The organism is Nocardia sp. CA-151230 (assembly GCF_050942175.1).
Classification (GTDB): domain Bacteria; phylum Actinomycetota; class Actinomycetes; order Mycobacteriales; family Mycobacteriaceae; genus Nocardia.
The window spans coordinates 1,287,168-1,312,054 of record NZ_CP192061.1; the positions used below are offsets into that span (position 1 = coordinate 1,287,168).

Here is a 24,887-nt window from a genome sequence, read left to right on the forward strand (position 1 = left end):
CCCTCCGGCAAAGGCAGACGCGACAAATCCGTCCGGGGAGTGGGCTCAGAGCACGTCGATCCCGTACACCCGTTCGGCATTGCGGCGGAAGATCTGCTCGATGGCCTTGTCGTCGGCCCCGTGCCCGGCCAGCGCGGTGGCCACCGCCTCCGCGGCATTCGGGATGCTCGTAATCGGCTTGTCCACCGGGAAATTCGAGCCCCAGATGAGCCGGTCGGCCCCGAATGCGTCGAGCGCGTGCTCCAGCATCGGCGAAATCCGTTCCAGCAGAACCGGAACCGGGGTCGGCCGGCCCCGCCGCGGCACCGGATGCCCGAGGATCGGCATCATCAGGCCGCTCACCTTGGCCACCACATTGGTGTGCTGGGCGAGAGCGGTGAGGTCGTCGCGCCAGCGCACGAACAGCTCACGCCGCTGCCCGGGATTGCGCCCGGTGTTCCGCCCGACCGGCCCGAAAATGCCTGCGGGCGTGGCGAGATGGTCGAGCACGATGGTGGTGTCGGGATAGCGCTCGGCCAGCGCGGCCACCTCGGGCAGCTGCCCCGAATACACCCACGCCTCGAACGCGAGCTCGCGGTCGGCGAGCGCGCCGAAGCCGTCCAGGAAGGCGGGGGAGGTGAGCAGGCCAGGCGTCTTGCGGGTCGCGCGTACGTCCGGGTCCGGGTGGTATTCGACGCGGGCGCGAATGCCCCGGAACAGCGGCGAGGCGGCCCGGTGCGCGTCGAGCAGTTCGGCGAACTCGGCGGCGGTGGGATCGCCCGCGCCCATGATCGCCCCGAGCGCGGGGGTGTCCACGCCGAACGGCAGGCTGCTCACCCACCGGGTTTCGTCGGCGGGCCCGAGCGGACCCTTGCCGACCCACTCCACCTCGATGTGCACGATGGCCTCGACCGGCACGTCCCCGGCGTCTTCCTGGTAGTCGCGCGGCAGGTACGGATGGACGACAGGTGTTGGGTCCCCGGCGAATTCGCGGTCGCGCCGCGGCGCCAGCCGTTTCGCCAGATCGATCGGCACCGGCACATAGCGGAACAGCTTCGCCAGCCCGCTGAACTCGCGTGGCGTGGTGAGCGGATCCCACTGGTGAATGTGGGCGTCCACGACAGTCGTTCCCGCAAGGTCCATGAGATGCCTTCCGTCTGGGGCAGCCTGTTCGGATTGTTCCACGCCCACCCGCCCGAGTTCGCGTGTTCGGACTTCGAAGCACGCCACGCCCACGCCACCCGACGACACCGCCGCAGGCCCCGACGACACCGCCGTGGTCGCAGGCCCCGCCGGTATCCCCGCGGTTCGGTAGACGACTGTGCCGCGCCCGGCGAGGTGGGCGCGGCACAGGTGTTGTGCGGTGGTGCGATTCGGGGTTACGGCAGCACCTGCGGGATGGCGTTGGGGTCGAGTATGCCGACCAGGGCGCCGATGCCGCCGCCGATCAGGGCGCCGAGGGCCGAGCCGCCGATCATGCCGGGGATGGAGCCGACGACCGAGCCGAGGGCCGCGCCGCCCGCACTGCCGGTGAGCGCGCCCGCGGCCGCGCCGTTCAGGGCCGGGTCGGGGAACTGGGCATTCGGGTTGGTGGCCACCGGGTCCAAGGGGAGGCCGGCGGCGACCGGAGTCGCCTGGACCGGCTGTACGGCCGGGGCCGCGCTGTCCGGTGCATCCGCCGAGGCCACGCCCGCGAACAGGGTGGCGGCGGCCGCGACCGGCAGCGCGACGGCGATCAGTCTGGCGGTGGTTCTCCGAGTGGTCTGACGCATCATGGTCTTCCTGTCCTCCCCGACCCCGATTCTCCGACGCGAATCGAATGTCAGCTGTGATCGAACCGAACGATTCAGATATAGCTGAGAAATTGCTGCCGGTCGGACATTGGCGCGCGCCAGAAATCGGGGGGTTGCAGAAACGCGGGAAGAAGGCCGTAGCCCATCGCCGTCTCCAGTGAGATATGGCAATAGCTATCGATAGATTGTCTCAGACATTGCGACGATATTGACCGCCCACCGTGAAGAAGGTGTCGGTGACCTGCTGGAGTGTGCACACTCGCGCGGCATCCATCAGTACCTCGAAAACGTTCTCGTCGCTCGCCGCGGCCGCCGCGAGCCGGGCCAGCGCCGCCGGCGCCGCATCCCGGTGGCGATCGGTGAATTCGCGGACTCGTTGCAGCTGAGACTGTTTTTCAGCCTCGGTGCCGCGGGCCAATTCCAGCACCCGAGGCGCTTCCTCGTGCCCATTGCGGAAGGTATTGACCCCGATGATGGGCAGGCTGCCGTCGTGCTTGCGCCGCTCGTAGAGCATGGACTCGTCCTGGATCCGCCCGCGCTGATAGCCGGTCTCCATGGCCCCGAGCACCCCGCCGCGCTCGCTGATCCGCTCGAACTCGCGCAGCACCGCCTCCTCCACCAGATCGGTCAGCTCATCGATGATGAAGCTGCCCTGCAGCGGGTTCTCGTTCATCGCGAGCCCCCACTCCCGGTTGATGATGAGCTGGATGGCCAGCGCCCGGCGCACCGATTCCCCGGTCGGCGTGGTGACCGCCTCGTCGTAGGCATTGGTGTGCAGGCTGTTGCAGTTGTCGTACACCGCGATGAGCGCCTGCAGTGTGGTGCGAATGTCGTTGAAGCTCATCTCCTGGGCGTGCAAGGACCGCCCGGAGGTCTGGACGTGGTACTTCAGCTTCTGTGACCGCTCGTTGGCCCCGTACCGGTCGCGCATGGCGATCGCCCAGATGCGCCGCGCCACCCGGCCGATCACCGAGTACTCGGCGTCCATGCCATTGGAGAAGAAGAACGACAGGTTGGGTGCGAAGTCGTCGATGTCCATGCCACGCGCGAGATACGCCTCCACATAGGTGAAGCCATTGGCCAGCGTGAAAGCCAGCTGGCTGATCGGGTTCGCCCCGGCCTCGGCGATGTGATACCCGGAGATGGACACCGAGTAGAAATTGCGAACGCCGTTGCGCACGAACCACTCCTGGATGTCGGCCATCATGCGCAGGCTGAACTCGGTGGAGAAGATGCAGGTGTTCTGGCCCTGGTCCTCCTTGAGGATGTCGGCCTGCACGGTGCCGCGCACCGTGGCCAGGGTGCGGGCGCGCAGGCCGGCCGCCTCGTCGGGGGTGGGCTCGCGGCCCTGCTCGGCCGTGAACTCCGCCACCGCCTGATCGATGGCGGCATTGAGGAAGTAGGCCAGAATCGTCGGCGCGGGACCGTTGATGGTCATGGACACCGAGGTGGCAGGCGCGTCGAGGTCGAAGCCGTCGTAGAGCGCCTTCATATCGTCGAGAGTGGCGATGGACACCCCGGAGGTGCCGACCTTGCCGTAGATGTCCGGCCGCTCGGCCGGGTCGTGCCCGTACAGCGTGACCGAGTCGAACGCGGTCGAAAGCCGTTTGGCCTCGGCGTGTTCGGAGAGCACCTTGAACCGGCGGTTGGTGCGGAAGGCGTCGCCCTCGCCCGCGAACATGCGCGCCGGATCCTCGTTGTCCCGTTTGAACGGGAACACCCCGGCCGTGAACGGGAAGCGTCCCGGCAGGTTCTCCGAGCGCAGGAACCGCAGCAGCTCACCGTGATCGGTGAAGCGGGGCAGCGCCACCCGGGGAATCGAACTGCCGGACAATGTCTCCCGGCGCAGCGCGGTCCGCAGCTCCCGATCGCGGACCCGCACCACCTGTTCGTCGCCGCGGTACGATTCCGCGACCGCGGGCCATTCCGCCAGCAGCGCGGCGGTTTCCGGCGTCTGGTCGGCGCGAGCCTGCGCGAGCAGCCCGCGCAGAACCTCCCCGGCAGCATCGGACGTGCCGGCATCGCCGGTGGTCGCGGTCGCAAGGGAAGCCGGGGGTTCGCCGCCGCCCGGCAGCTCGGCGAGCACCTGCTCCAGGCGCTGGACGCGTCGCGCGGCATCCATCTCGCGGGCGGTGCCGGCGTGGTAATCCCGTACGGCTTCCGCGATTTCGGCCAGATAGCGCACGCGGGCGGGCGGAATGATCTGGGCGAAGCGGGTGGAGGTGCGGGTGGCCACCCGCGGCAGCACGCCCTCCTGCAAAGGCAGGCCCTGCTCGGCGAGCAATCCGCTCAGGTGCTGGTAGAGCGCCGTCACCCCGTCATCGTTGAAGGTCGCCGCGCTGGTGCCGAAGACCGGCATGTCCTCGGGCCCGGCGTGGAACTCCTCGCGATTCCGCACCAGCTGCCGTGACACATCGCGCAGCGCGTCCTCGGCTCCACGCCGCTCGAACTTGTTGATGGCCACCACATCCGCGTAATCGAGCATGTCGATCTTCTCGAGCTGGGAGGCCGCGCCGAACTCCGGCGTCATCACATACAGCGACACGTCCACGTGCTCGGCGACGGCCGCGTCACCCTGGCCGATGCCGGGCGTCTCCAGGATCACCAGATCGAATCCCGCTGCCTTGCAGGCGATCACCATGGTGTCGATATCGTGCGGCAGTTCCCGCTCACCCCGGGTGGCCAGCGAACGGAAGTAGACCCGTTCGCCGTCGAGGGCGTTCATCCGGATCCGGTCGCCCAGCAGCGCACCCCCGCCACGTCGCCGGGTCGGGTCCGCCGCCAGCACCGCGACCCGCAGCTTGTCCTGCTGATCGGTGCGCAGCCGCCGCACGAGTTCGTCTGTGAGCGAGGACTTTCCGGATCCACCGGTGCCGGTGATGCCCAGCACGGGCACGTGCCGCACGGCCGCCGCGGCAGTCAGCGCCGCTCGATCCGCTTCCGGCAGCGTCCCCTGCTGCAGGCAGGTGAGGGTCCGCGCCAGCGCCGCCCGATCCCCGCTCAGCACCGCCTCCACCGACGCGGGCGTGTGTGAAAGATCCACGTCGCAAGCCGAGATCAGCTGATTGATCATCCCCGGCAGCCCGAGTCGCTGCCCGTCCTCCGGCGAGAAGATGGTCACCCCCGACTCGGCCAGCCGCGCGATCTCCTCGGGAATGATCACCCCGCCGCCCCCGCCGAAGATCTTCACGTGCTCGGCCCCGGCCTCCTTCAGGGCCTGTGCCAGGTACTCGAAGTACTCGATGTGCCCGCCCTGATACGAGCTGACCGCGACGCCCTGCACGTCCTCGGTGACGGCCGCGTCCACGACGTCGCGCACGGCCCGGTTGTGCCCCAGATGAATCACCTCGGCTCCCTGGGCCTGCAGGATTCTTCGCATGATGTTGATGGCCGCGTCATGGCCGTCGAACAGCGCCGCTGCGGTCACGAACCGCACTGGATGAACCGGGACATGCAGATCGGGCATGCGGTTGCTCCAACTCTAGGAGGCTCTCTGGTGCTGTGAATTATCCCACAGCCAATACTTGGATGTCCAACTATAGGATCGCCACAGACCGCGCAATCGGCGCGCAAGCATCGAGACAGGACTGGCATGGTTCGCGAACTCACTCATTTCATCGACGGCAAGCAGGTCCCGGGAACTTCGGGCAAATTCGGCGATGTGTTCAACCCCAGCACCGGCCAGGTTCAGGCGCGGGTGCCGCTGGCGAGCAAGAGTGAGGTCGAGGCGGTCATCGCGAATGCCGCCGCCGCGCAGCCGGCCTGGGCCGCCACGAACCCGCAGAAGCGGGCTCGGATCCTGATGAAGTTCCTGACGCTGGTGCAGGACGAGATGGATTCGCTGGCCGCGCTGCTCTCCAGCGAGCACGGCAAGACCGTCGCCGACGCCAAGGGCGACATCCAGCGCGGGCTCGAGGTCATCGAATTCGCCGTCGGCATTCCGCACCTGCTCAAGGGCGAGTACACGGAGAGCGCCGGCACCGGCATCGACGTCTACTCCATGCGGCAGCCGCTGGGTGTGGTCGCGGGCATCACCCCGTTCAACTTCCCGGCCATGATCCCGCTGTGGAAGGCCGGACCGGCGCTGGCCTGCGGTAATGCCTTCGTGCTCAAGCCCTCCGAGCGCGACCCCTCGGTGCCGCTGCGTCTGGCCGAGCTGTTCCTCGAGGCCGGACTGCCCGCGGGCATCTTCAATGTGGTCAACGGCGACAAGGAAGCCGTCGACACGCTGCTGCACGACGAGCGCATCAAGGCCGTCGGCTTCGTCGGCTCCACCCCGATCGCGCAGTACATCTACGAGACCGCCTCCGCCAACGGCAAGCGCGCCCAGTGCTTCGGCGGGGCCAAGAATCACGCCATCGTGATGCCGGACGCCGACCTCGACGATGTGGCCGACCAGCTCATCGGCGCGGGCTACGGCTCCGCGGGCGAGCGCTGCATGGCCATCTCGGTCGCCGTGCCGGTGGGCGAGGAGACCGCGGATCGCCTGCGCGCCAAGCTCATCGAGCGCATCGACAAGCTCAATGTCGGCGTCTCCGACGACCCGGGCGCGGACTTCGGCCCGCTGGTCGGCCGTGACGGCGTGGACCGGGTGAACAACTACGTCCAGATCGGCGTCGACGAGGGCGCGGAACTGGTGATCGACGGGCGCGGCCTGGTCGTCGAGGGCGGCGAGGACGGGTTCTTCGCGGGCGCTTCGCTGTTCGACCGCGTCACCCCGGAGATGCGGATCTACAAGGAAGAGATCTTCGGCCCGGTGCTGGCCCTGGTCCGCGCCAAGGACTACGAAGAGGCGTTGCGCCTGCCCAACGAGCACGAATACGGCAATGGCGTAGCCATTTTCACCCGCGACGGCGACACCGCCCGCGACTTCGCCGCCCGCGTGCAGGTCGGCATGGTCGGCATCAATGTCCCGATCCCGGTGCCGATCGCGTACCACACCTTCGGCGGCTGGAAGCGGTCCGGTTTCGGCGACCTCAACCAGCACGGCCCGGACTCGATCCGCTTCTACACCAAGACCAAGACCGTGACGCAGCGCTGGCCTGCGGGGCAGAAGGAATCCAACGCCTTCGTCATCCCGACCATGGACTGACCGATGTTCGTACTTGACGAGGACGAGAAGGCGATCGTCGAGACCGCCCGCTCCTTCGCCGACGAGCTGCTCGCGCCCAATGCCCTGGAATGGGACGAGCGCAAGCACTTCCCGGTGGACGTGCTGCGCAAGGCGGGCTCGCTCGGCCTGGGCGGCATCTACGTGCGCGAGGACGTGGGCGGCTCGGAGCTGCGGCGCCTGGACGCCGTGCGCATCTTCGAGCAGCTGGCCACCGGTTGCCCGGCGGTGGCCGCATACATCTCCATCCACAATATGGCGACGTGGATGATCGACACGTATGGCGATGAGGCGCAACGCAATCGGTGGCTGCCCGGCCTGACATCCATGGACCGGCTGGCGTCCTACGCCCTTACCGAGCCGGGTGTCGGTTCCGACGCGGCGGCGCTGAGCACCAGGGCCGTTCGCGACGGCGACGACTACCTGCTCACCGGCGTAAAGCAATTCATCTCCGGTGCGGGCAGCAGCGATGTGTACGTGATCATGGCCCGCACCGGAAACGAAGGGGCGCGCGGGATCTCGGCGTTCATCGTCCCGGCCGATACGCCGGGGCTGTCCTTCGGGGCGAATGAGAAGAAGATGGGCTGGAACGCGCAGCCTACCCGCCAGGTCATTCTCGACAATGCCCGGGTGCCCGCCGCCAACCTGCTCGGCGCGGAGGGCAATGGCTTCCGCATCGCAATGAACGGGCTCAACGGCGGGCGGCTGAACATCGCCGCCTGCTCGATGGGTGGGGCGCAGGTCGCGCTGGACAAGACCGTCGAATACATGGCGCAGCGCAAGGCCTTCGGCTCCCGGCTGCTGGACAACACCGCCCTGCAGTTCGAGCTGGCCGATATGCGCACCTCGCTCGAGGCCGCCCGTACCCTGCTGTGGCGGGCCGCCGCGGCCCTGGACGCCGACGCCCCCGACAAGGTGGAGCTGTGCGCCATGGCCAAGCGGTTCGCCACCGACGCCGGGTTCGAGGTGGCCAACAAGGCCCTGCAACTCCACGGTGGCTACGGTTACCTGGCCGAATACGGCATCGAGAAGATCGTCCGCGATCTGCGGGTGCATCAGATTCTCGAGGGCACGAACGAAATCATGCGGGTGGTCGTCGCCCGCTCGGTGGTAGGAGCAGCATGAGCGCTGAGGCATCGAAAAGCACGGTGCACGAACCCGAGGTGTTGATCGAGCAGCGCGACGGCCTCGGCCTGATCACGCTCAACCGGCCCCGCGCCATCAATGCGCTCAATCACCCGATGGCGCTGACCATCCTGGATGCGCTGCGGGCCTGGGCGGACGACGACGAGGTGCGCGCGGTGGTGCTCACCGGCGCGGGCGAGCGCGGGCTGTGCGCGGGCGGCGACATCGTCGCCATCCACAACGACGCCGAGCACGCTGTCGCCCAGGGCGATTCGCCCGAGGTGGCCGCGGATTCCCCGAGCGGCACGTTCTGGCGCGACGAGTACATCCTCAATGCCCTCATCGGCCGCTACCCGAAGCCGTACGTCGCGGTCATGGACGGCATCGTCATGGGCGGCGGCGTCGGCCTGTCCGGGCACGCCTCGCACCGCATCGTGACCGAGCGGTCCATGGTCGGCATGCCCGAGACCGGCATCGGCTTCATCCCGGACGTCGGCGGCACCTACCTGCTGGCGCACGCGCCGGGCGAGATCGGCACCCATGTCGCGCTCACCACCGCGCGCATGTCCGCCGCCGACGCCATCGCGGCCGGGTTCGCCGACTATTTCGTTCCGTCGGAACACATTCCGGCGCTGCTGGAGGCGCTGACCACCGCCGAGGTCGACGTGGCCATCGCCAAGTTCGCGCAGCCCGCACCGGTCTCGGAGTTCGTGGCACAGCAGGAGTGGATCGACTCCTGCTACAGCGCGGACACCGTCGAGGAGATCGTGCACCGGCTGCAGCTCGACGGCCGGGCCGAGGCCGCCAAGGCCGCCGCCGACGTGCTGTCGAAATCGCCGGTGGCGCTGAAGGTCACGCTGCGCTCGCTGCGCGATGCGCGCCGGGCCGCCGACCTCGAGACGGCGCTGAACCAGGAGTACCGGGTCTCCGTCGCCTCCCTGAACACCCACGACCTGGTGGAGGGCATCCGCGCCCAGGTCATCGACAAGGACCGCAACCCGCAGTGGTCGCCCGCCACCCTGGCAGACGTCACCGGCGCCGACGTGGACGCCTACTTCGGCGCGCTCGGCGATCGCGAATTGGGTTTGGCCGCACCTGTTTCAGGCGAATAGAGCGCCGCGCCTGTTTCAGGCGAATAGAGCATTGAAGGACGAGCAATGAGCAACAACACCAAGGTCGGGTTCCTCGGTCTCGGGCACATGGGCGGACCCATGGCCGCCAACCTGGTCGAGGCAGGATACGACGTCCTCGCCTTCGACCCCGTGCCCGCCGCACAGGATCAAGCCCGCCGGGACGGGGCGACCGTGGTCGCCACTGCCGCGGAGGCGGTTTCGGCCTCCGACATCGTGATCACCATGCTGCCCAACGGCCGCATCGTGCTCGACCTCTACGGCGAGATCCTCCCGGCCGCCAAGCCGGGCACCCTGTTCGTCGACTGCTCCACCATCGACGTCGCCGATGCCAAGCAGGCCGCGGAATTCGCTGCGGCAGCGGGACATCGGGCACTCGACGCCCCGGTCTCCGGCGGCGTGGCGGGCGCGGCGGCGGGCACCCTCACCTTCATGGTGGGCGGCGGGGACGCCGACTTCGCCGACGCGCTGCCGCTGCTGGAGGTCATGGGCGGCAAGGTCGTGCACTGCGGCGGCGCGGGCGTGGGTCAGGCCGCCAAGATCTGCAACAACATGCTGTTGGGTATTTCCATGATCGGCCTCTCGGAAGCCATTGTGCTGGGCGAGAAGCTGGGGCTCACCCACGACAAGTTCTTCGACGTGGTGTCCACCGCCTCGGGGCAGTCGTGGGCGTTGACCTCCTACTGCCCGGTGCCGGGACCGGTTCCGGCCAGCCCGGCCAACAATGACTACCAGCCCGGCTTCGCGACCGCGCTCATGTCCAAGGACCTGGGTCTCGCGGCGAACGCGCTGCGGGCCAATGGCGTCGACGGGCAGATCGGGCAGCTGGCGGCGGAGATCTACAGCCGCTTCAACCAGGACGGGGCGGGCAAGGACTTCTCGGCTATCGTCACCGATATCCGCAAGCGATCTGGAGAGGAACCGGCGTGACCGACTTCGAGACCATTCTGCTGGAGCGCAAGGGGCGTGTCGCCCTCATCACGCTGAACCGGCCGAAGGCCCTCAACGCGCTGAACTCGCAGGTCCTGGCCGACATTTCGGCCGCCCTCGACGAGCTGGAGAACGACAACGAGGTCGGCGCGGTCGTGCTGACCGGGTCCGACCGGGCCTTCGCGGCCGGCGCGGATATCAAGGAGATGCAGTCCAAGTCCTATATGGACATGTTCCTGACCGACCATTTCGCCGGTTGGGACCGACTGGTCGCGTTCCGTAAGCCCATCATCGCCGCGGTCGCCGGCTACGCCCTCGGCGGCGGCTGCGAACTCGCCATGATGTGCGACATCCTGCTGGCCGCCGACACCGCCAAGTTCGGGCAGCCCGAGATCAAGCTGGGCGTCATCCCGGGCATGGGCGGCTCCCAGCGCCTCACCCGCGCCGTCGGCAAGGCCAAGGCCATGGATCTCATCCTCACCGGCCGCAATATGGACGCCGAGGAAGCCGAACGCGCGGGCCTGGTCTCGCGCATCGTGCCCGCCGCCGACCTCGTCGCCACTGCCATGGAGGTCGCCGAGACCATCGCGTCCATGTCGCTGCCGTCGGTCATGATCGCCAAGGAAGCGGTCGACCGCGCCTTCGAAACCACCCTCACCGAGGGCCTGCGCTTCGAGCGCCGCGTCTTCCACTCGCTCTTCGCGACCGAGGACCAGAAGGAAGGCATGACCGCCTTCGTCGAGAAGCGCCCGGCGAACTTCACCAACAAGTAAGCGCCGCAACCATTCTCGGAACTCCCCGTGCCCCGCTGCCTGAACGCAGCGGGGCACGGTGGCGAGAGGGGGCAGGTACCGCTCGGCGGGACCTCGTGCGCGAGGTCATCGGCGCGGGCGCCGATGTCAGCCGTGTTTCGGCGGGCCGACCACTTCGACGGTCGGGGGCTTGCCGTCGGTGTGTTCGCCACCGTCGCGGTTCATGGCCAGCGCGCCGACGATGGTGCCGCCCAGGGTGGCGGTAACCGCCACCGCCGCAACGAGTTTGCGACGGGAGACGGGCGAGGTGGCGGGGGCCTCGTGGGAGGTGGCGGCCGGGGTCAGGTGCATACTGCGGATGCTGCGGGCCGACGGCCGTTCGGCGGCCAGCAGGACCGCGCCGCGGGTGGAGACGAATTCGGGTTCGGGATCGTAGATGAGCGGATAGCCCAGCTGCTGTTTCAGCTCGTCCCGGATGCTCTTGTTGCGGGTGCAGCCGCCCAGCAGCGCCATTCCGGTGGGCTGGACGCCGGTCTCGTCGATCATGTGGCGGACGAAGGACGCCGAGTGATGAATGCCCGCTTCGACCAGTTCGGCGAAATCGCTGCGGGTGACCACGGTGCGCTGCCCGGTGATCGGGTCGCAGACGGCCAGGACGCGCTCGGAGGCCAGCGCCTCCTTCTGGCGGCGGGTGGTGGCCAGATCCACGGTGACCCCGGCGCGGGTGAGCAGCCAGCGCAGCAGCGCGTCGTGGCCGTCACCGCCCAGGACGGTGCTGCGCTTGGTGGCGAGGACGGCATCGTTGCGGCAGTCGATCTGGGTGAGGGTCAGTCCCGACGCTCCCAGGTCGTAGAGCAGGACCGAACCCTCGCTGGGCAGCTTCCGGGTGAATCGGAGGTATCGGAGCTGCGCCACCGGCTCATCGATGACCGTGAGGCGGTTGCGGCCCGCAGCGGTGCGGATGGCTTCGGCGTGGGTGGCCGAGCGGCAGGTCACGGCGATGCCGGTAATGAATTCGTCGCGCTCGGCGGCCGACTGGCGCATCTGCTGGATGGCCTCGAAGACGGGGTCCTCCATGCCGCGATCACCGGTCCGGCGCAGCACCTTGCAGCGGTCGATGGGAGGCAGGTGAGGCTGGTCGGAATGGGTGAGCATGGCACGTGCGCCAGCAGCGCCCGCCGACACCCCGAGGACCAGCACCATGGCCTCAATGGTGAACCTTTTACGAGCCGAATCCAAGACTATGACGCAGGAAATTGGCTGCTGGGTCGCTGACCGGTTACTGACCGGCCCATCGTGTCGGCGAGGTACCCGGATCGAAGTCGCCGGCGCTCTGCCGGAACTCCGACAGCAGTTGCAGCAGCAATTGCAATCGTTCCGGCGGCAGTCCGGCCTCGGCGAAAACTCGCCGGTTCAGCTCGGTGGTGGCTCTGGCCACCAATTCTCTTCCGGCATCTGTGATTTCGATCAGCGTCGCCCGCCGGTCACTGGGATGTGGCACACGCTTCACCAAGTGCGCCGCCTCCAGCCGGTCCACGGTGTTGGTGACGGAGGTGGGGTGCACCTGCAGTCGGGCGCTGGCCACCGCCATCGGCAGCGCGCCGGTTTTGCTGAAACTCAGCAACATCAGTAACTCGTACCGGGAAAAGGTCAAACCGGACGGCCGCAGGGCTTCGTCCACCCGCGCCATCACGATCTGCTGTGCTCGCACCAACGACGTCACCGCCGCCATTCCGTCGGCCACGTCCCCCCAGCCGTGCTCGATCCACTGACGGTGCGCCTCCTCGATCGGGTCGAGTGGCAACGGACGTGGTCGAGACATGACCCGATCATCGCACGTTGCGAACCGGTTGGTCGCAGCGCCGAGCCGATCCGAGGGGCGCATACAAATCACGGTGATTCAAAACCTCGGCCGCAGGCCCGATTCGCCGCACTATTGGGTACACCCTGCGGCTGTGTCCGAGTTGGTCAGGAGCAGGCCTGCAAAGCCTGTCACACGGGTTCGAGTCCCGTCGGTCGCTCCATCGGAGAACGCCTCCCATACATACGGGAGGCGTTCTCGCATTCAGCTCGCGATCACGCCGGAGAGATTGCGCGACACCACGAAATTGCGGTCGGCGGTCGTGCCCAGCGTGTATTCGGGCAGCAGACCGTAGTATTCGCCCCGCGACCGCGTACTCCAGCGCCGCGCGGCCTCGGTGCGGGTCTTGTAGAAATTCAGCATGTAGCCGCCCTCGTAGAGGCGCAACAGCGTGTAACCGCCCGGATATTCCTTGGTCGCCGCCACTTCCAGGAATTCGACCGGAATGGGCAGATCGGGCTGGGTGCGGCGGTTGCGGTGGGTGTGCCCCGCATGGTGCAGGAAGACACCGGGCGCGGAGCGGTAGATCGATTGCAGCTCGGCGGCATTCGCGGCATCGAGAATGAAGCTCGGTCCGGCCAGATTGGACCGGCCGGACTCGGTGGTGACCGGGTGATGGCCGAAAACGAGTGTGGGACGGTCCGGGTCGCCGGTGAGCCGGTCCCGCAGCTCGTCGAGCTGGGACCGGTCCAGGGTGCCGCCCGGGGCGTCGAGCTGGGTGGTGTCCAGGGCGATCAGGCGCAGCTCGCCGACCTCGTGGGCCGCCAATTGCTGTCGGGCGGTGAAGGAATCACCCCAGCAGTCGTGGTGGTCGAGGTACGGGCTGCAGTCCGTGTAGTCCGAGCCCAGGTGCGGGCGGTCGTGATTGCCGCGGGCGGCGAACCAGTCCCGGCCCGGGGCACCCCAGTTCGCGAGCTGGGCATGGACGCCGCGCACCTGGTCCGGGGTGGCCTCGGCGGTGAGGTCACCGGCGATCAGCAGATGATCGACGGCACGGTCGGGCCGGTGCATATCGTCGAGCAGCGCGGTCAGCATGACCTCGGGATACGGTGCGAGACCGGGCTCCTGGCGCACGCCGGGCGGCAGCCCCGCGGCAATGAGCCCGCTGACCTCCTCGCCGAAGTGAATGTCATTGGACAGGGCGAGGGTTCGCAGCAGCCGGCCCGGCGGCGGCACCAGCGTGGTGAAGAACCCTTGCGTCTCCGGCGTATTCGGCAGGCGGGTGGCGACATTCAGCGCGGGCGCGGCGGCGATGCCCTGCGAGCGCGCCTCGAACCGATAGACGCGCCCGGGCTCGAGCCCGGTGACCTCGGCGTAGTGATAGGCAGTCGGCTGCGGGTCGCCGAAGACCTGCCGCAGCCCGGTCCCGTCCGCGGGACCGAGCCAGACCTCGCCGTCGGTCTCCACCGGAACGGGGTTGCCGGCCGCGTCCGGGCCCAGCGTCGTCCAGGTGAAGACGGCCGACTGCTCGGTTATGGTGACGACCTCGAGATCGGTGGCGACCAGCGAACCCGGCTGTGCTCGAGCCGGAATCGGCGCCGCCAGCGGCAGGGCCGCGGCCGCCGCCAGCAGGCCCAGCAGCTGCCGCCGGTTCGGGCCGCAGCAGCTCATGACCGTCCTACTTCGCGTCGGTGGAGCAGACCTTCCATACGCCGTCTTCCTTGCGCAGGTGTTCATCGGTGGAACGCTTGCTGTCGGCGGTGCCGGGCAGGGTGAGGGTGCCCAGGGTGACAGCGGTGGCGCGGTCGCCGGTGATGGTGATGCCCTGCACCGAATCGACCTTCATGGAGATCTTGCCCTGGTCCATGGCCTTCCTCTGGGCTTCGGGCAGCGCGTCGTACTGGGCGCGGTCACCGGCGCAGGTCTTGCCGACGGCCTGCGACGCGCCGCCGGCGGAGAGCGCGTCGTAGAAATCGCGCACCGCGGTCTCGACGCGCTTGTCGTCGCTCGGTCCGGAGTCCTTGCCGTTCAACGTCACCGCGGCGGCGATGCCGCCTCCCACGAGCACCACGGCGGCCACGCCGAGTCCGATGGTCAAGGGGGTACGCCGCTGCAAGCTCATCGAGATCCTTCGACTCCTGCCGATCTTCGGTTGCTGTCCGTCCGGGGCCGTGCCCCGGAACGCACGCAGACTACAGCGATTCCGTGTCGATTGGTGGGGTGGCATTTGAACCCGTGACATGGGACGGTACGTTGGTTAGGCAAACCTCATAGGCGAGGCTGGGCAAGGGAAAGGACGGTCATGACGGCGGCTCGATGGAAACTGGTGTCCGGTGCACTGGCGGCGATCGCGGTGCTCGGCGCGACCACTGCCTGCTCCAGCTCGTCGAAGAACGACAACGAGATCCTGGTCTACAACGCGCAACACGAATCCCTCACCAAGGAGTGGGTGGAGGCGTTCACCAAGGACACCGGCATCAAGGTGACCCTCCGCAACGGTGGTGACACCGACCTCGGCAACCAGATCGTGGCCGAGGGCAAGAACTCGCCCGCCGACGTCTTCCTCACCGAGAACTCCCCGGCCATGGCGCTGGTCGAGAACGCCGGCCTGTTCTCCGATGTCGACAAGGACACCCTCGCGCAGGTGCCGGACCAGTTCCGCCCCTCCACCGGCAAGTGGACCGGAATCGCCGCGCGCTCCACCGTTTTCGTCTACAACACCGCCAAGCTCCCGGCCGACCAGCTGCCCAAGTCGCTGCTGGATCTGCAGCAGCCGCAGTGGAAGGGCCGCTGGAGCGGCGCCGCCTCCGGCGCGGACTTCCAGGCCATCGTCGCCGCCCTGCTCGCCCAGAAGGGCGAGGACGCCACCAAGGCGTGGCTGAAGGGCATGAAGGACAACGCGGTCATCTCGCAGAACAACACCACCGTCATGAAGGGCGCCAACTCCGGCCAGTTCGAGGGCGGCGTGATCTACCACTACTACTGGTACCGCGACCAGGCCAAGACCAAGGAGAACAGCGGCAACACCCAGCTGTTCTACTTCAAGAACCAGGACCCGGGCGCCTTCGTCTCCATTTCCGGCGGCGGCGTGCTGAAGTCGAGCAAGAAGCAGGCCAACGCCCAGAAGTTCCTGGCCTACATCACCTCCAAGCAGGGCCAGGAGGTGCTTCGTGACGGTGACTCCATGGAGTACCCGGTGGCCTCCGATGTCGCGGCCAATCCGGCGTTGCCGCCGCTGGCCTCGCTCGACGCGCCCAAGATCGACCCGAGCAAGCTGGACGCCAAGAAGGTCACGCAGCTCATGACCGAGGCGGGTCTGCTCTAACCGTGGCTGTTCGGACCGCTGTACCCACCCGGGCCGCGAAGGACCTGCCCCGCAGGGTCTCTCGGGCATCGGCCATCCGGCCCGGGTCGATCGTCACGATCGCCGCCCTGCTCATGGTGGCGGCCACCTTCGTGCCGCTGGGGTACATCGTGTCCACCCTGGTCTCGACCGGATGGCACGAGACCGCACAACTGGTCTTCCGCCCACGCGTGGCCGAATTGCTGCGCAACACCGCCGAACTGGTGGTGCTGACCGTGCCGATCTGCGTGGCGCTGGGCATCGGCCTGGCCTGGATCGTGGAGCGCACCGACGTGCCGGGCGCGGCCTGGTGGGGCCCGATCTTCGCGGCCCCCCTCGCGGTTCCGGCCTTCGTCAACAGCTACGGCTGGGTCAGCGCCATTCCCTCGCTGCACGGGCTCTGGGCGGGTGTGCTCGTTTCGACGGTCTCGTACTTCCCGCTGGTGTACCTCCCGGCGGCGGCCACTCTGCGGCGGCTGGATCCCGCCGTGGAGGAATCGGCCCGGGCCCTCGGCTCCGGGCCCGTCGCCGTCTTCGCACGCATCGTGCTGCCGCAGCTGCGGCTGGCGATTCTCGGTGGCGGACTGCTGATCTCACTGCACCTGCTGGCCGAGTACGGCGCCTTCGCCATGATCCGGTTCGACACCTTCACCACCGCCATCTTCCAGCAGTACCAGTCCAGCTTCGCGGGCGCGGCGGGCAGCACGCTCTCGGGCGTGCTGGTGGTGCTGTGCCTGGTGCTGCTGGCCGGCGAGGCCACCGTGCGCGGCCGGGCCCGCTATGCCCGGATCGGCGGCGGCGCGCAGCGGGGCGCGAACCGGATTCGGCTGGGCCTGACCAGGATTCCCATGTTCGCGCTGTTGGCCGCCGCGCTGGCGGCGACGCTGGGCGTGCCGCTGTGGACCATCGGCCGGTGGCTGAAGATCGGCGGCTCGGCGGTATGGAACACCACCGATATCGGCGAATCCCTCGGTCAGACCATCGGTTTGGCCGCCACCGCCGCGGTGATCACCACCCTGTGCGCGTTCCCGGTGGCCTGGGTCGCGGTGCGCTCCACCTCGCGGTTCGCGCGAATCATCGAGGGGGCCAACTACATCACCAGTTCGCTGCCGGGCATCGTGATCGCGCTGGCGCTGGTGACCGTGTCGATTCGCTGGCTGCCCGCGCTCTATCAGACGGCCGCGACCATCCTGGCCGCCTACACGCTCATGTTCTTGCCGCGCGCGCTGGTGAGCGTGCGCGCCGGGCTGGCGCAGGTGCCGGTGGGACTGGAGGAGGCCTCGCAGGCGCTCGGAAAGTCCCCGGCGGCCACCTTCTTCCGCGTCACCCTGCGGCTCACCGCGCCCGCGGCGGCCGCGGCGGCGGCCATGGCGTTCGTGGCCGTGGCCACCGAGCTGACCGCCACTCTGCTGCTGGCCCCCAACGGCACCAATACCCTCGCCATGCAGTTCTGGCAGCTGTCGGGCGAATTGGACTACGCGGCCGCCGCGCCGTACGCGCTGATCATGATCATCGTCTCGGTGCCGGTCACCTATCTGCTGTTCACCCAATCCAGGAAGGCGGCGGGACTGTGAGTCGTCTTGTCGTAGACCAGGTTCGCAAGACCTTCGGACAGGCGCCGGTGCTCGACGGCATCAGCCTCGACGTCGCCGACGGCAGCGCCACGGCGGTGGTCGGATCCTCGGGATGCGGCAAGACCACGCTGCTGCGGGTGATCGCCGGATTCGAGAACCCGGACGCCGGATCGGTGTCCGTCGGCGGGGAAACCATTACCCGCCAGGGCTTCTCGGTACCGTCGCACCGGCGCAGAATCGGCTACGTGGCACAGGACGGGGCGCTGTTCCCGCACCTGACCGTTGGGCAGAACATCGCCTACGGGCTCGGCGGGGGACTGGGCGCGCGGCGCAAGCATCGGCAGCACGTCGCCGAACTGCTCGACATGGTCTCGCTCGACCCGTCCTATGCGGATCGGCGGCCGCATCAGCTCTCCGGCGGCCAGCAGCAGCGCGTCGCCCTGGCCCGCGCCATGGCCCGCAAACCCAACCTCATGCTGCTGGACGAGCCCTTCAGCGCCCTGGACACCGGACTCCGCGCCGCCACCCGGCAGGCCGTCGCCGAGACCCTGCGCGCCGCGGGCATGACCAGCATCCTGGTCACCCACGATCAGGAGGAGGCGCTGTCCTTCGCCGACCAGGTCGCGGTCATGTGCTCGGGCCGGTTCACCCAGGTCGGCACCCCGGAGCAGGTGTACGCGGCCCCCGCGGACCTGTTCACGGCCGGATTCCTCGGCGACACAGTGCTTCTCGACGCCACCATCGGCACGGAGACCGCCCAGACCGTGCTCGGCCGCATCCCCGTGCAGGTGAACGCGCCGACCGGTGCGGGCGCGGTCATGATGCGGCCCGAACAGCTGCTGGCCCGGGCGGCGGCCGATGATCACGCCGGCTGCGCCACCGTGCGCGCCCTCGAGTTCCGGGGTGCGGACGTCCTGCTCACCCTCGACCTCGACGGCTGCCCGGAACCTGTCCAGGTGCGCCGGGTGAGCGTGGACGCGCCCGCGGTCGGCGACCGGGTCGAGCTCGAAGTCCTCGGCGCGGCAGTCGCTTTCACCTCCGACCAGTGCGCCGCAGCCGGCCGGACGCCCGGCGCGGCCGCCGCGAGCCGGGTCGGCGCGGTCTCCGCGGTCTGAACGATCGGCCCGTCCGGCCGGGCGGAATGCGACCGATCGGACCGGGGAGTCCCTATAGTGGCGCGGAGGCCGAATCCTCGGCCGCAGAGGCGAACTGCCTCAGCTCGTCCCGAAGGAGACCCGGTGCGCCGCACGCTGCTCGTCACATCCGCTCTCGCCGCCGCGTGCGTCCTGTCCCCGCTCGCGTCCGCGGAGCCGCCCGCCGATCCCGCGGTGAAGGTGCTGGCGGTCTACGGCCCCGAGCAGTTCCCCATGGCGGGCGTGGCCGCCGACATCGCACCCTGCGGCGGTGGCGCGAATGTGGCGACTCTCACCACCGGCGTCGACGGCACGGCCGTCTACAACGGCGCGCTCGGCTGCTACCGGGTTCAGGTCAGTACCCCGATCGGCTGTGCGCTGGACAGTGATCCGGCCGTTCAGGTCACCTCGGTGCCGGGCGTCACCCCACTGGCGAGCTTCCGTTTCCGCTGCGCCTGACGGTGTCTCGGGCCCGCTCCCGGCCCGCCGAAGGACTGTGACCGACTCCACTTCTCAGAATTCCCACATGCCGCGGCTGTTAATGTCGCGAGAGATAGCTGCTCGTTATTGCTGTAACGCGGAAGGCGTCGCATCACCGAGGGAGTAGGTGACGAGATGGGCGCGAGATTCGCGTTGGCAGACCCGCAGAGCAGGACCGCGCCCCTGGCGCTGCGACGTTACGCGGTTCCGATCGAGGCGATGGCCGCCCTGCTGGGCGCGGCGGTGGCCGGACTACTGCTCATGGCCCCCCTCGACCTGGGCTGGACCTCCGAAGGCCCGGTGCTGCAGTTGGACCTGCTGGTGCTGAACATGCCGCGCGCGGCCGCGGCCGGCGCGGCGTTCGCGGTGGTCTCGGCGGCGCTGGTGGTCGCACTCGGGCGCAAGACCGCCTGGATCGCCTCGAGCGGCAGCGCGGTGGTGCTGGTGATCGACCGGCTGTGGAACTGCGACGCGGCGACCCCGGGAAATATGACCACCGCCAACTACATCGACTCCATCTTCAGTGGCATCCTGCTCGGCGCGCTCGCGGTGGCGGTATTCGGCAAGCCCATCGCGACGGGCGCGTACCTGATCGGCGCCCTGTCCGCGATCCTGATCGCCGACCAGACCGCGCTGCCGCCCGCGGGCGGCCGGGGCAATCCCCTCATCGAATGGGCGTCGAGCGGAACGCTGCCGGTGTGGCTGCTCGTGCTGGCCGGTGCGCTGCTGGTCGCTGGGATCGCCGTCCAGCAGCCGGAACCGGCGGGCGAACACGAGAACACCGATCTGGCGATGGGCCCGATCCTGTCCGCGCTGATCCTGGTCACCGCGACCACACTGTCGACGGAGTGGTTCGTGCAACACGCCGGCACGCCCGCGCAGATGGGTGTGGCCGCGGCCATCACCATCGGCGCGGCGCTGGTCGCAGCGCTGCTGCTGCCCGGCCGCGAGGGCACCCTGGTGCTGCTGGCGGTCGCGGTGGCCAATGCGGGCAGCGCGGTCATCGCGGTGCCCCGGCCGGATTGGAGCGCGCCGTTCCCGGTCCTGGCCGTGGTGGCCGGGCTGGCGGTGGGACGCCGGTGGCGCGCGCCCTGGATCGCGCTGGCCGCGACCGCCGGACTGGCGGTCTTCGCGGCCGGCACCGCGGGCATCGCGCACCAGTACGCGGTGATCCCGGTGCTCGGTGTGATCCTCACCGCGCTGGCCATCGGCTTCTGCTTCGGCACGGCGGTCCCGAAGACCGCGGGCAGTGCCGTGGTGGCGCTCGCCGTGCTGGTGGTGCCCTGCCTGGTGGTGGCGCTGCGGGGCAGTAGCTTCGGCCGGGTCGCCTACTCGGCGCGCTGGTACCGGGATCCGCACGGGGCGGTCTCCGCGGTGCCCGGCACGGTGGCCCTGGTGATCACCCTGGGCTGTGCGGCCGGGCTGTACCTGCTGTGGCGGATCCGATCCCCGCGGGCCGTGTCCGCACCGGAACGCACTCTCCCGCCACGGGTGATCGCCGTGCCCGATAGGACGCGGAACGTCTTGCCGCAGGGCTAGTCTGGCCGCATGGCCGACAAGTCACCGGTGGACCCGACGATCGATCTCCTGGAACGGGCCGTCGCCCAGATGGGCGATGTCATCGCCGCCGTCACCCCGGACCAGGCAGCCCTGCCGACGCCGTGCGAGGACTGGCACGTGCGCCGGCTGCTGGACCATATCGTGGGCCAGATCCTGCGCGACTTCACCATCGCCGCGCGCGGCGAGATGCCGGACTGGGGCGCACCGCACGACCCGGTCGGCGCGGACTGGGCCGCCGAGTTCCGCACCCGCGCGCAGCCGTTGCTCGAAACGTGGCGCGCCGCCGATCCGGAGCGGCTGGTGCCCGGCATGGGCGGGGAGGCCCCGCTGCGCGGTCGCGCCGATCAGCAGATCACCGAATTCGCCATGCACGCCTGGGATCTCACCCGCTCCACCGGTCAGGGCCGCACCCTGGATCCGGAGTTGGCCGAGCACGGCCTGGCCTGGTCCAAGCAGTTGCTGAAGCCTGAATTCCGCGGTCCCGGAAAGGCTTTCGGCATCGAGGTGCCGATCGCCGCCGACGCGCCCGCCTACGACCGGCTGGCCGCCTGGTTCGGCCGCGATCCGGGCTGGACACCCGCGGCTTGACCGCCTACCGGCCGAACCGGGTATCCACCCAGGCCAGTGCGTCATCGAACGACGCATCGAGCACGCCGCGGTGATCCGCGCCCGGATAGCTGTGGTACTGCACCGGCTGACCGCCCGCGCGCTGCTGCACCACCATGGCGTCGGTGGCGAGCGCCGGCACCGTGGTGTCGGCGCGGCCCTGCAACACCAGCAGCGGCTGCGTGAGAGCCAGTGCGCTGGGGTCGTTTTCGTTCAGCACCCGGATCAGTTCGGAGATGTCCCCGTCGCGGTTGAAGACGTCGTCGGCGGTGAGGCCGCCCCACGAATCCTGTTGCCGCAGCCGGCCGATGCATCCGGTGTCGGCTTGCGCGAGCATGGATTGCGCACGGGGCGTGAGGAATCGGGCAGGATCCAGCGGCGTCATCGTCTGCGCACCACGAATGATCAAGGGCAGGAACGACACCGTGCCGCCGGTGAGCGGGGTCAGCGCGCCCGCCACGCCCGCGGTGGTGGCCAGCTGCGACGCCTGCAGCCCGATGCCCTGGTGGGAGGCGGGCGCGAGCGCCACCGAACCCAGCAGTTGCAGCTCCGGGGCCCACTGCTGGGCCTGGGCATCGGTGAAGATGACGGCCTGCCCGCCCTGGGAGTGGCCCATCGCCACCCAGCGGACCCCGATATCCGGGTCGACTTGCCGTGCGGCCCTGGCCATATCGGTGACGGCCCGCTGTTCGGCGGTGCCGATCAGGTAGCCGTGCGGGCCGGGTGTGCCCAGCCCCTGATAGTCGGTCTGGGCCACCGCGTACCCGGCCGCGATCCAGCGCTCCTGCAGGCGGCGCACCAGCGCGGTGTAGTCGTGGGCGGGGAAGCCGGGGGAGGTGTCCTGGGAAGGCGCGCAGACATCGGCGACGCCGGTGGTGCCGTGCGCCCAGGAGATCAGCGGCCAGCCGCCCGGCGGCGGGGTGCTGTCCGGGACCGCGAGGGTGCCCGACACGGCGACCGGATTGCCCTGCATGTCGACCGAGCGGTACAACACCAGGTAGTTGCGTGCGCCCGCGAGGGCGGGATCGCCTGTGAGCGGCCGCAATTGGATGACCGATCCGGGGGTGCCCGGGACCCGGTCCCCGGCCGGGAGGTAGAACGACGCCTCGGTCGACTCCTCCGTCGCCACCGGGGTGGCGGCGACCGGCGCGGCCAGGCTCAGGCCCGCGATCGCGGCCGCCAGGACCGTGGTGAATCCCCCGGCGAGCGGGCGTGAGACGCGACGCTTCGGCTGTTCTGCACGGGCGCTCTCGTTGTCCGACACCTCTCGGAACATACCGGCCCGTTCTTGTTTCACATGGAAGCAGGGCCGTTCGCACTGCGAATGAGTCGGCCGGGTGCGCGGTCCGCACAGCAGGCGTATCGGGGATCGATCGAAAACGGGTCGCAGAGCTATGAATTCGCCCATCGTGGAGCCCGAAAACGCGATCGCGGTGTCCGGCTGCCTCCTGCACAACCGGACACCGCGATGCGCAGCTACCACCTTTGCTGCCGAGTCCCCGATTCGGAATCCCAATCGGTCACGATGGCACGATAAGTCAGTCATTCGGTGCCGAAACAGCCTGCAGCCCGCGAACGAGTAAGGCCCCGACCGTGATCCACGGTCGGGGCCTTACTGTGGTGCCCTCGGCAGGATTCGAACCTGCGGCCTTCTGCTCCGGAGGCAGACGCTCTATCCCCTGAGCTACGAGGGCGGGGATGGTCCCGTCCGGTCTCCCGGTCGGGCTGGGACAGCGTATCGCATCGCTCGCGCTGCGCCAAAAACGAACACGGACCGGGCGTTTCTCTGCCCGGTCCGTGTTCGTCGGAGGCGCTCGATCAGTTCAGCGGCAGCGGTGCGACCTTGCGTTCGGCCAGCATCTGGGTCATCAGATCGGCCTCGCTCTTCTGGGTCTTGGCCATGCTCTCGGCCAGCGAGCGCACCGCGTCGGTGTCCGCGCGCTGGGCGGCGTACTCGATCATCGGCATGCCGCCCTGGTGGTGGCGCAGCATGAGCTGCAGGAACAGCGCATCCAGGGCCGGGCCGGTGGCCTGGCCCAGGGCGGCCATCTCCTGATCCGACGCCATGCCGGGCATGGTCTGCACCGCGCCGGAGTGCATGGCGGTACCCGAGTGCTCATGCGTGGACATGTTGGTCATCCAGCCCATGTAGCCGTCGGGGGAGATGAGCGGCTTGTCCCACTGCTGCAGCCAGCCCTGCATGCGGCCGGCCTGATTGGCCTGCGTGGTGAGGATGTCGTAGGCGAGCCGCTTCACCGCCGGGTCCGTGGTCCCCGACAGCGCGACGCCCGACATCTGCACCGCCTGCGTGTGATGCACCGACATGTCCTGGGAGAAGCCGACATCCACCACGCCCGGCGTCTCGGGGCCGTGGTGCATGGCATTACCCACCAGCAGTCCGGCCATGAAACCGATGAGCAGCACCGCGACCACCCCGATCGCCATCAGGGCGGGCCGCTGGTTGCGGCGCGTTTGCGGCACAGGTTCGGCGGCGGGATCGGGCTCGGAGCTGCGGTCTGGGATATCGGACATGAACGGCGGCACTACTGGGTCGGAGCCGGCTGATCCGGCTGGGTCGGGCCGTCGGTCGGGGCCGGGATGGACGGGATGCCGCCGGGCAGGCTCGGGCTACCGGTGGGCAGACCCGGTATGCCGTTCGGGAGACCCGGGATACCGCCGGTGGGCATGCCCGGAATACCGCTGCCGCCACCCAGCTCGCTCGAATCCTGCTGCAGGCCCTTACCGTCCATCGGCACCGCGTCGGGGCCGGGCGGGGTCGGGTCGAAGGCCGGCGGGTTGTCCGTGTTGAAAGTCGGGTTCGCGCAGTCCGCGCCGACCTCCGGGTAGGCGTACTGGTTCAGGCGCAGTGCGGTGATGAACTCGCCGACGCGCTTGTCGTCGGCGCTGTTCAGCTTCAGCTGGTGACCCCACGACTGCAGGGAGATCGGCGTGTCCAGGCCGGGGTAGGGCGACATCAGGCTGTAGGGCTTGCCCTTCACCTTCGACTTCAGGGTGTCGATGCCGGCCTGATCGACCTTGTCCGGGTTGTAGGTGATCCAGACCGCGCCGTGCTCGAGCGAGTGCACCGCGTTCTCGGTGCGGATCGCCTTGGCGTACACCACGCCGGTGCAGGCCGCCCACGAGCCGTCGTGCGGACCGCCGAAGGGCGGGGCCTGGTCGTAGTTCACGCGCTGGGTGGCCGCGACGTGCATGCCCGCCGCGTAGTCCTTCTTCACCACGCCCGGAATCTGATCCGAGGGATCCTTCTTCTGGGCGGACGGCGTGTACTTGTTCTGCTCCTGCTTGTCCTGGATCTTGGGCACCAGCACCCAGGCGATGCCGCCGATGAGGGCGAGGATGCAGACCACGGCCCCGATCATGAGCCACGGAATCTGACGCTTACCGCCCAGGCTGCCGCCTCGACCGCCCTTCCTGGACGATCCGGCCGACTTGCCCGCGGCCTTGATGGCCTTGGCCGACTTGGCACTGGTCTTGCTCGGCATGCTTGTTGTGCTCTTTTCGACGTGTCGGACAATCAAACGACGCGGCCGCATCGTTTGCTGGGCACCTG

Annotated in this window: 21 protein-coding genes and 2 tRNA genes; 12 read left to right on the forward strand and 11 right to left on the reverse strand. The window is 69.0% G+C overall.

The genetic code is table 11. The annotated features are described in order from the left end of the window. Positions 1-45: 45 nt before the first annotated feature. From ACQP1O_RS05655 to icmF, 3 genes are all read right to left on the reverse strand, one after another. Positions 46-1,122, reverse strand: coding sequence for an amidohydrolase family protein (locus tag ACQP1O_RS05655; protein ID WP_433564819.1), 1,077 nt, complete (start codon positions 1,120-1,122; stop codon positions 46-48). Positions 1,123-1,358: 236 nt separating this feature from the next. Further along, positions 1,359-1,754, reverse strand: coding sequence for a hypothetical protein (locus tag ACQP1O_RS05660; protein WP_433564820.1), 396 nt, complete (start codon positions 1,752-1,754; stop codon positions 1,359-1,361). 208 nt (positions 1,755-1,962) lie between these two features. Beyond that, positions 1,963-5,238, reverse strand: a complete 3,276-nt coding sequence (icmF, locus tag ACQP1O_RS05665; RefSeq protein ID WP_433564821.1) for a fused isobutyryl-CoA mutase/GTPase IcmF — start codon at positions 5,236-5,238, stop codon at positions 1,963-1,965. A 126-nt stretch (positions 5,239-5,364) separates the two neighbouring features. On the opposite strand from icmF, the gene ACQP1O_RS05670 reads away from it, so the two are divergent. From ACQP1O_RS05670 to ACQP1O_RS05690, 5 genes are read left to right on the forward strand one after another with little or no spacing between them, the layout of a single operon-like run. After that, a complete protein-coding gene (locus ACQP1O_RS05670; protein ID WP_433564822.1) occupies positions 5,365-6,864 on the forward strand; it encodes a CoA-acylating methylmalonate-semialdehyde dehydrogenase in 1,500 nt (499 codons plus the stop codon). 3 nt (positions 6,865-6,867) lie between these two features. Then, a complete protein-coding gene (locus ACQP1O_RS05675) occupies positions 6,868-8,007 on the forward strand; it encodes an acyl-CoA dehydrogenase family protein (protein ID WP_433564823.1) in 1,140 nt (379 codons plus the stop codon). After that, complete coding sequence (locus tag ACQP1O_RS05680) at positions 8,004-9,119, forward strand: enoyl-CoA hydratase/isomerase family protein (protein WP_433564824.1); 1,116 nt, start codon at positions 8,004-8,006, stop codon at positions 9,117-9,119. The genes ACQP1O_RS05675 and ACQP1O_RS05680 overlap by 4 nt, the downstream gene beginning before the upstream one ends. Positions 9,120-9,164: 45 nt before the next feature. Continuing rightward, on the forward strand, positions 9,165-10,067 hold the full coding sequence (mmsB, locus tag ACQP1O_RS05685) for a 3-hydroxyisobutyrate dehydrogenase (protein WP_433564825.1): 903 nt from the start codon (positions 9,165-9,167) through the stop codon (positions 10,065-10,067). Next, a complete protein-coding gene (locus tag ACQP1O_RS05690; RefSeq protein ID WP_364623263.1) occupies positions 10,064-10,840 on the forward strand; it encodes an enoyl-CoA hydratase in 777 nt (258 codons plus the stop codon). Before mmsB ends, ACQP1O_RS05690 begins: the two co-directional genes overlap by 4 nt. 126 nt (positions 10,841-10,966) lie before the next feature. On the opposite strand, the gene ACQP1O_RS05695 is transcribed toward ACQP1O_RS05690, so the two are convergent. Together ACQP1O_RS05695 and ACQP1O_RS05700 are read right to left on the reverse strand one after the other, a co-directional pair. Beyond that, on the reverse strand, positions 10,967-12,022 hold the full coding sequence (locus ACQP1O_RS05695) for a hypothetical protein (RefSeq protein ID WP_433564826.1): 1,056 nt from the start codon (positions 12,020-12,022) through the stop codon (positions 10,967-10,969). Between the two features lie 76 nt (positions 12,023-12,098). Beyond that, positions 12,099-12,641 carry a MarR family winged helix-turn-helix transcriptional regulator gene (locus ACQP1O_RS05700; protein WP_433564827.1) on the reverse strand — a complete coding sequence of 181 codons (543 nt, stop codon included), beginning with the start codon at positions 12,639-12,641 and terminating at the stop codon, positions 12,099-12,101. Positions 12,642-12,768: 127 nt separating this feature from the next. Here ACQP1O_RS05700 and ACQP1O_RS05705 point away from each other — a divergent pair. Continuing rightward, positions 12,769-12,843, forward strand: a tRNA-Cys gene (locus ACQP1O_RS05705). 41 nt (positions 12,844-12,884) lie between these two features. Here the strand turns inward: ACQP1O_RS05705 and ACQP1O_RS05710 are convergent. Together ACQP1O_RS05710 and ACQP1O_RS05715 are read right to left on the reverse strand one after the other, a co-directional pair. Then, on the reverse strand, positions 12,885-14,291 hold the full coding sequence (locus ACQP1O_RS05710) for a metallophosphoesterase family protein (protein ID WP_433564828.1): 1,407 nt from the start codon (positions 14,289-14,291) through the stop codon (positions 12,885-12,887). Positions 14,292-14,298: 7 nt separating this feature from the next. Continuing rightward, the gene (locus tag ACQP1O_RS05715; RefSeq protein WP_433564829.1) at positions 14,299-14,742 is read right to left on the reverse strand and encodes an Rv0361 family membrane protein; all 444 of its coding nucleotides are present in this window, start codon (positions 14,740-14,742) and stop codon (positions 14,299-14,301) included. A gap of 180 nt (positions 14,743-14,922) precedes the next feature. Between ACQP1O_RS05715 and ACQP1O_RS05720 the strand changes: the two genes are divergently transcribed. The 6 genes from ACQP1O_RS05720 (at position 14,923) to ACQP1O_RS05745 (ending at position 21,298) form a co-directional block, all read left to right on the forward strand. Next, positions 14,923-15,945 carry an iron ABC transporter substrate-binding protein gene (locus ACQP1O_RS05720; protein WP_433564830.1) on the forward strand — a complete coding sequence of 341 codons (1,023 nt, stop codon included), beginning with the start codon at positions 14,923-14,925 and terminating at the stop codon, positions 15,943-15,945. Between the two features lie 2 nt (positions 15,946-15,947). Next, positions 15,948-17,537, forward strand: coding sequence for an ABC transporter permease (locus ACQP1O_RS05725; protein WP_433564831.1), 1,590 nt, complete (start codon positions 15,948-15,950; stop codon positions 17,535-17,537). Beyond that, complete coding sequence (locus ACQP1O_RS05730; RefSeq protein WP_433564832.1) at positions 17,534-18,652, forward strand: ABC transporter ATP-binding protein; 1,119 nt, start codon at positions 17,534-17,536, stop codon at positions 18,650-18,652. The genes ACQP1O_RS05725 and ACQP1O_RS05730 overlap by 4 nt, the downstream gene beginning before the upstream one ends. A gap of 123 nt (positions 18,653-18,775) precedes the next feature. Next, positions 18,776-19,129, forward strand: coding sequence for a hypothetical protein (locus ACQP1O_RS05735; protein ID WP_433564833.1), 354 nt, complete (start codon positions 18,776-18,778; stop codon positions 19,127-19,129). 156 nt (positions 19,130-19,285) lie between these two features. Beyond that, on the forward strand, positions 19,286-20,689 hold the full coding sequence (locus ACQP1O_RS05740) for a hypothetical protein (protein WP_433564834.1): 1,404 nt from the start codon (positions 19,286-19,288) through the stop codon (positions 20,687-20,689). A 9-nt stretch (positions 20,690-20,698) separates the two neighbouring features. Then, complete coding sequence (locus ACQP1O_RS05745) at positions 20,699-21,298, forward strand: TIGR03086 family metal-binding protein (protein ID WP_433564835.1); 600 nt, start codon at positions 20,699-20,701, stop codon at positions 21,296-21,298. A 4-nt stretch (positions 21,299-21,302) separates the two neighbouring features. Here the strand turns inward: ACQP1O_RS05745 and ACQP1O_RS05750 are convergent, their stop codons facing one another. The 4 genes from ACQP1O_RS05750 to ACQP1O_RS05765 all read right to left on the reverse strand — a co-directional run bounded on the left by ACQP1O_RS05750 (position 21,303) and on the right by ACQP1O_RS05765 (position 24,819). Beyond that, positions 21,303-22,580 carry an alpha/beta hydrolase family protein gene (locus tag ACQP1O_RS05750; RefSeq protein ID WP_433564836.1) on the reverse strand — a complete coding sequence of 426 codons (1,278 nt, stop codon included), beginning with the start codon at positions 22,578-22,580 and terminating at the stop codon, positions 21,303-21,305. Positions 22,581-22,934: 354 nt separating this feature from the next. Further along, positions 22,935-23,010 (reverse strand) — tRNA-Arg (locus ACQP1O_RS05755). Between the two features lie 124 nt (positions 23,011-23,134). Next, entirely contained in the window at positions 23,135-23,848 is a 714-nt protein-coding gene (locus tag ACQP1O_RS05760; protein ID WP_433564837.1) for a DUF305 domain-containing protein, read from the reverse strand. An 11-nt stretch (positions 23,849-23,859) separates the two neighbouring features. After that, entirely contained in the window at positions 23,860-24,819 is a 960-nt protein-coding gene (locus tag ACQP1O_RS05765) for a DUF3105 domain-containing protein (protein ID WP_433564838.1), read from the reverse strand. Between the last annotated feature and the right edge of the window lie 68 nt (positions 24,820-24,887).

Bases quoted from the DNA above. Each gene is read 5' to 3' on its own strand.
- ACQP1O_RS05710 (WP_433564828.1), bottom strand. From the start codon at position 14,291: ATGAGCTGCTGCGGCCCGAACCGGCGGCAGCTGCTGGGCCTGCTGGCG.
- icmF (WP_433564821.1), bottom strand. From the start codon at position 5,238: ATGCCCGATCTGCATGTCCCGGTTCATCCAGTGCGGTTCGTGACCGCA.
- ACQP1O_RS05675 (WP_433564823.1), top strand. From the start codon at position 6,868: ATGTTCGTACTTGACGAGGACGAGAAGGCGATCGTCGAGACCGCCCGC.
- ACQP1O_RS05720 (WP_433564830.1), top strand. From the start codon at position 14,923: ATGACGGCGGCTCGATGGAAACTGGTGTCCGGTGCACTGGCGGCGATC.
- ACQP1O_RS05660 (WP_433564820.1), bottom strand. From the start codon at position 1,754: ATGATGCGTCAGACCACTCGGAGAACCACCGCCAGACTGATCGCCGTC.
- ACQP1O_RS05695 (WP_433564826.1), bottom strand. From the start codon at position 12,022: ATGGTGCTGGTCCTCGGGGTGTCGGCGGGCGCTGCTGGCGCACGTGCC.
- ACQP1O_RS05700 (WP_433564827.1), bottom strand. From the start codon at position 12,641: ATGTCTCGACCACGTCCGTTGCCACTCGACCCGATCGAGGAGGCGCAC.
- ACQP1O_RS05670 (WP_433564822.1), top strand. From the start codon at position 5,365: ATGGTTCGCGAACTCACTCATTTCATCGACGGCAAGCAGGTCCCGGGA.
- ACQP1O_RS05765 (WP_433564838.1), bottom strand. From the start codon at position 24,819: ATGCCGAGCAAGACCAGTGCCAAGTCGGCCAAGGCCATCAAGGCCGCG.
- ACQP1O_RS05745 (WP_433564835.1), top strand. From the start codon at position 20,699: ATGGCCGACAAGTCACCGGTGGACCCGACGATCGATCTCCTGGAACGG.
- ACQP1O_RS05680 (WP_433564824.1), top strand. From the start codon at position 8,004: ATGAGCGCTGAGGCATCGAAAAGCACGGTGCACGAACCCGAGGTGTTG.
- ACQP1O_RS05740 (WP_433564834.1), top strand. From the start codon at position 19,286: ATGGGCGCGAGATTCGCGTTGGCAGACCCGCAGAGCAGGACCGCGCCC.
- ACQP1O_RS05715 (WP_433564829.1), bottom strand. From the start codon at position 14,742: ATGAGCTTGCAGCGGCGTACCCCCTTGACCATCGGACTCGGCGTGGCC.
- ACQP1O_RS05760 (WP_433564837.1), bottom strand. From the start codon at position 23,848: ATGTCCGATATCCCAGACCGCAGCTCCGAGCCCGATCCCGCCGCCGAA.
- mmsB (WP_433564825.1), top strand. From the start codon at position 9,165: ATGAGCAACAACACCAAGGTCGGGTTCCTCGGTCTCGGGCACATGGGC.
- ACQP1O_RS05655 (WP_433564819.1), bottom strand. From the start codon at position 1,122: ATGGACCTTGCGGGAACGACTGTCGTGGACGCCCACATTCACCAGTGG.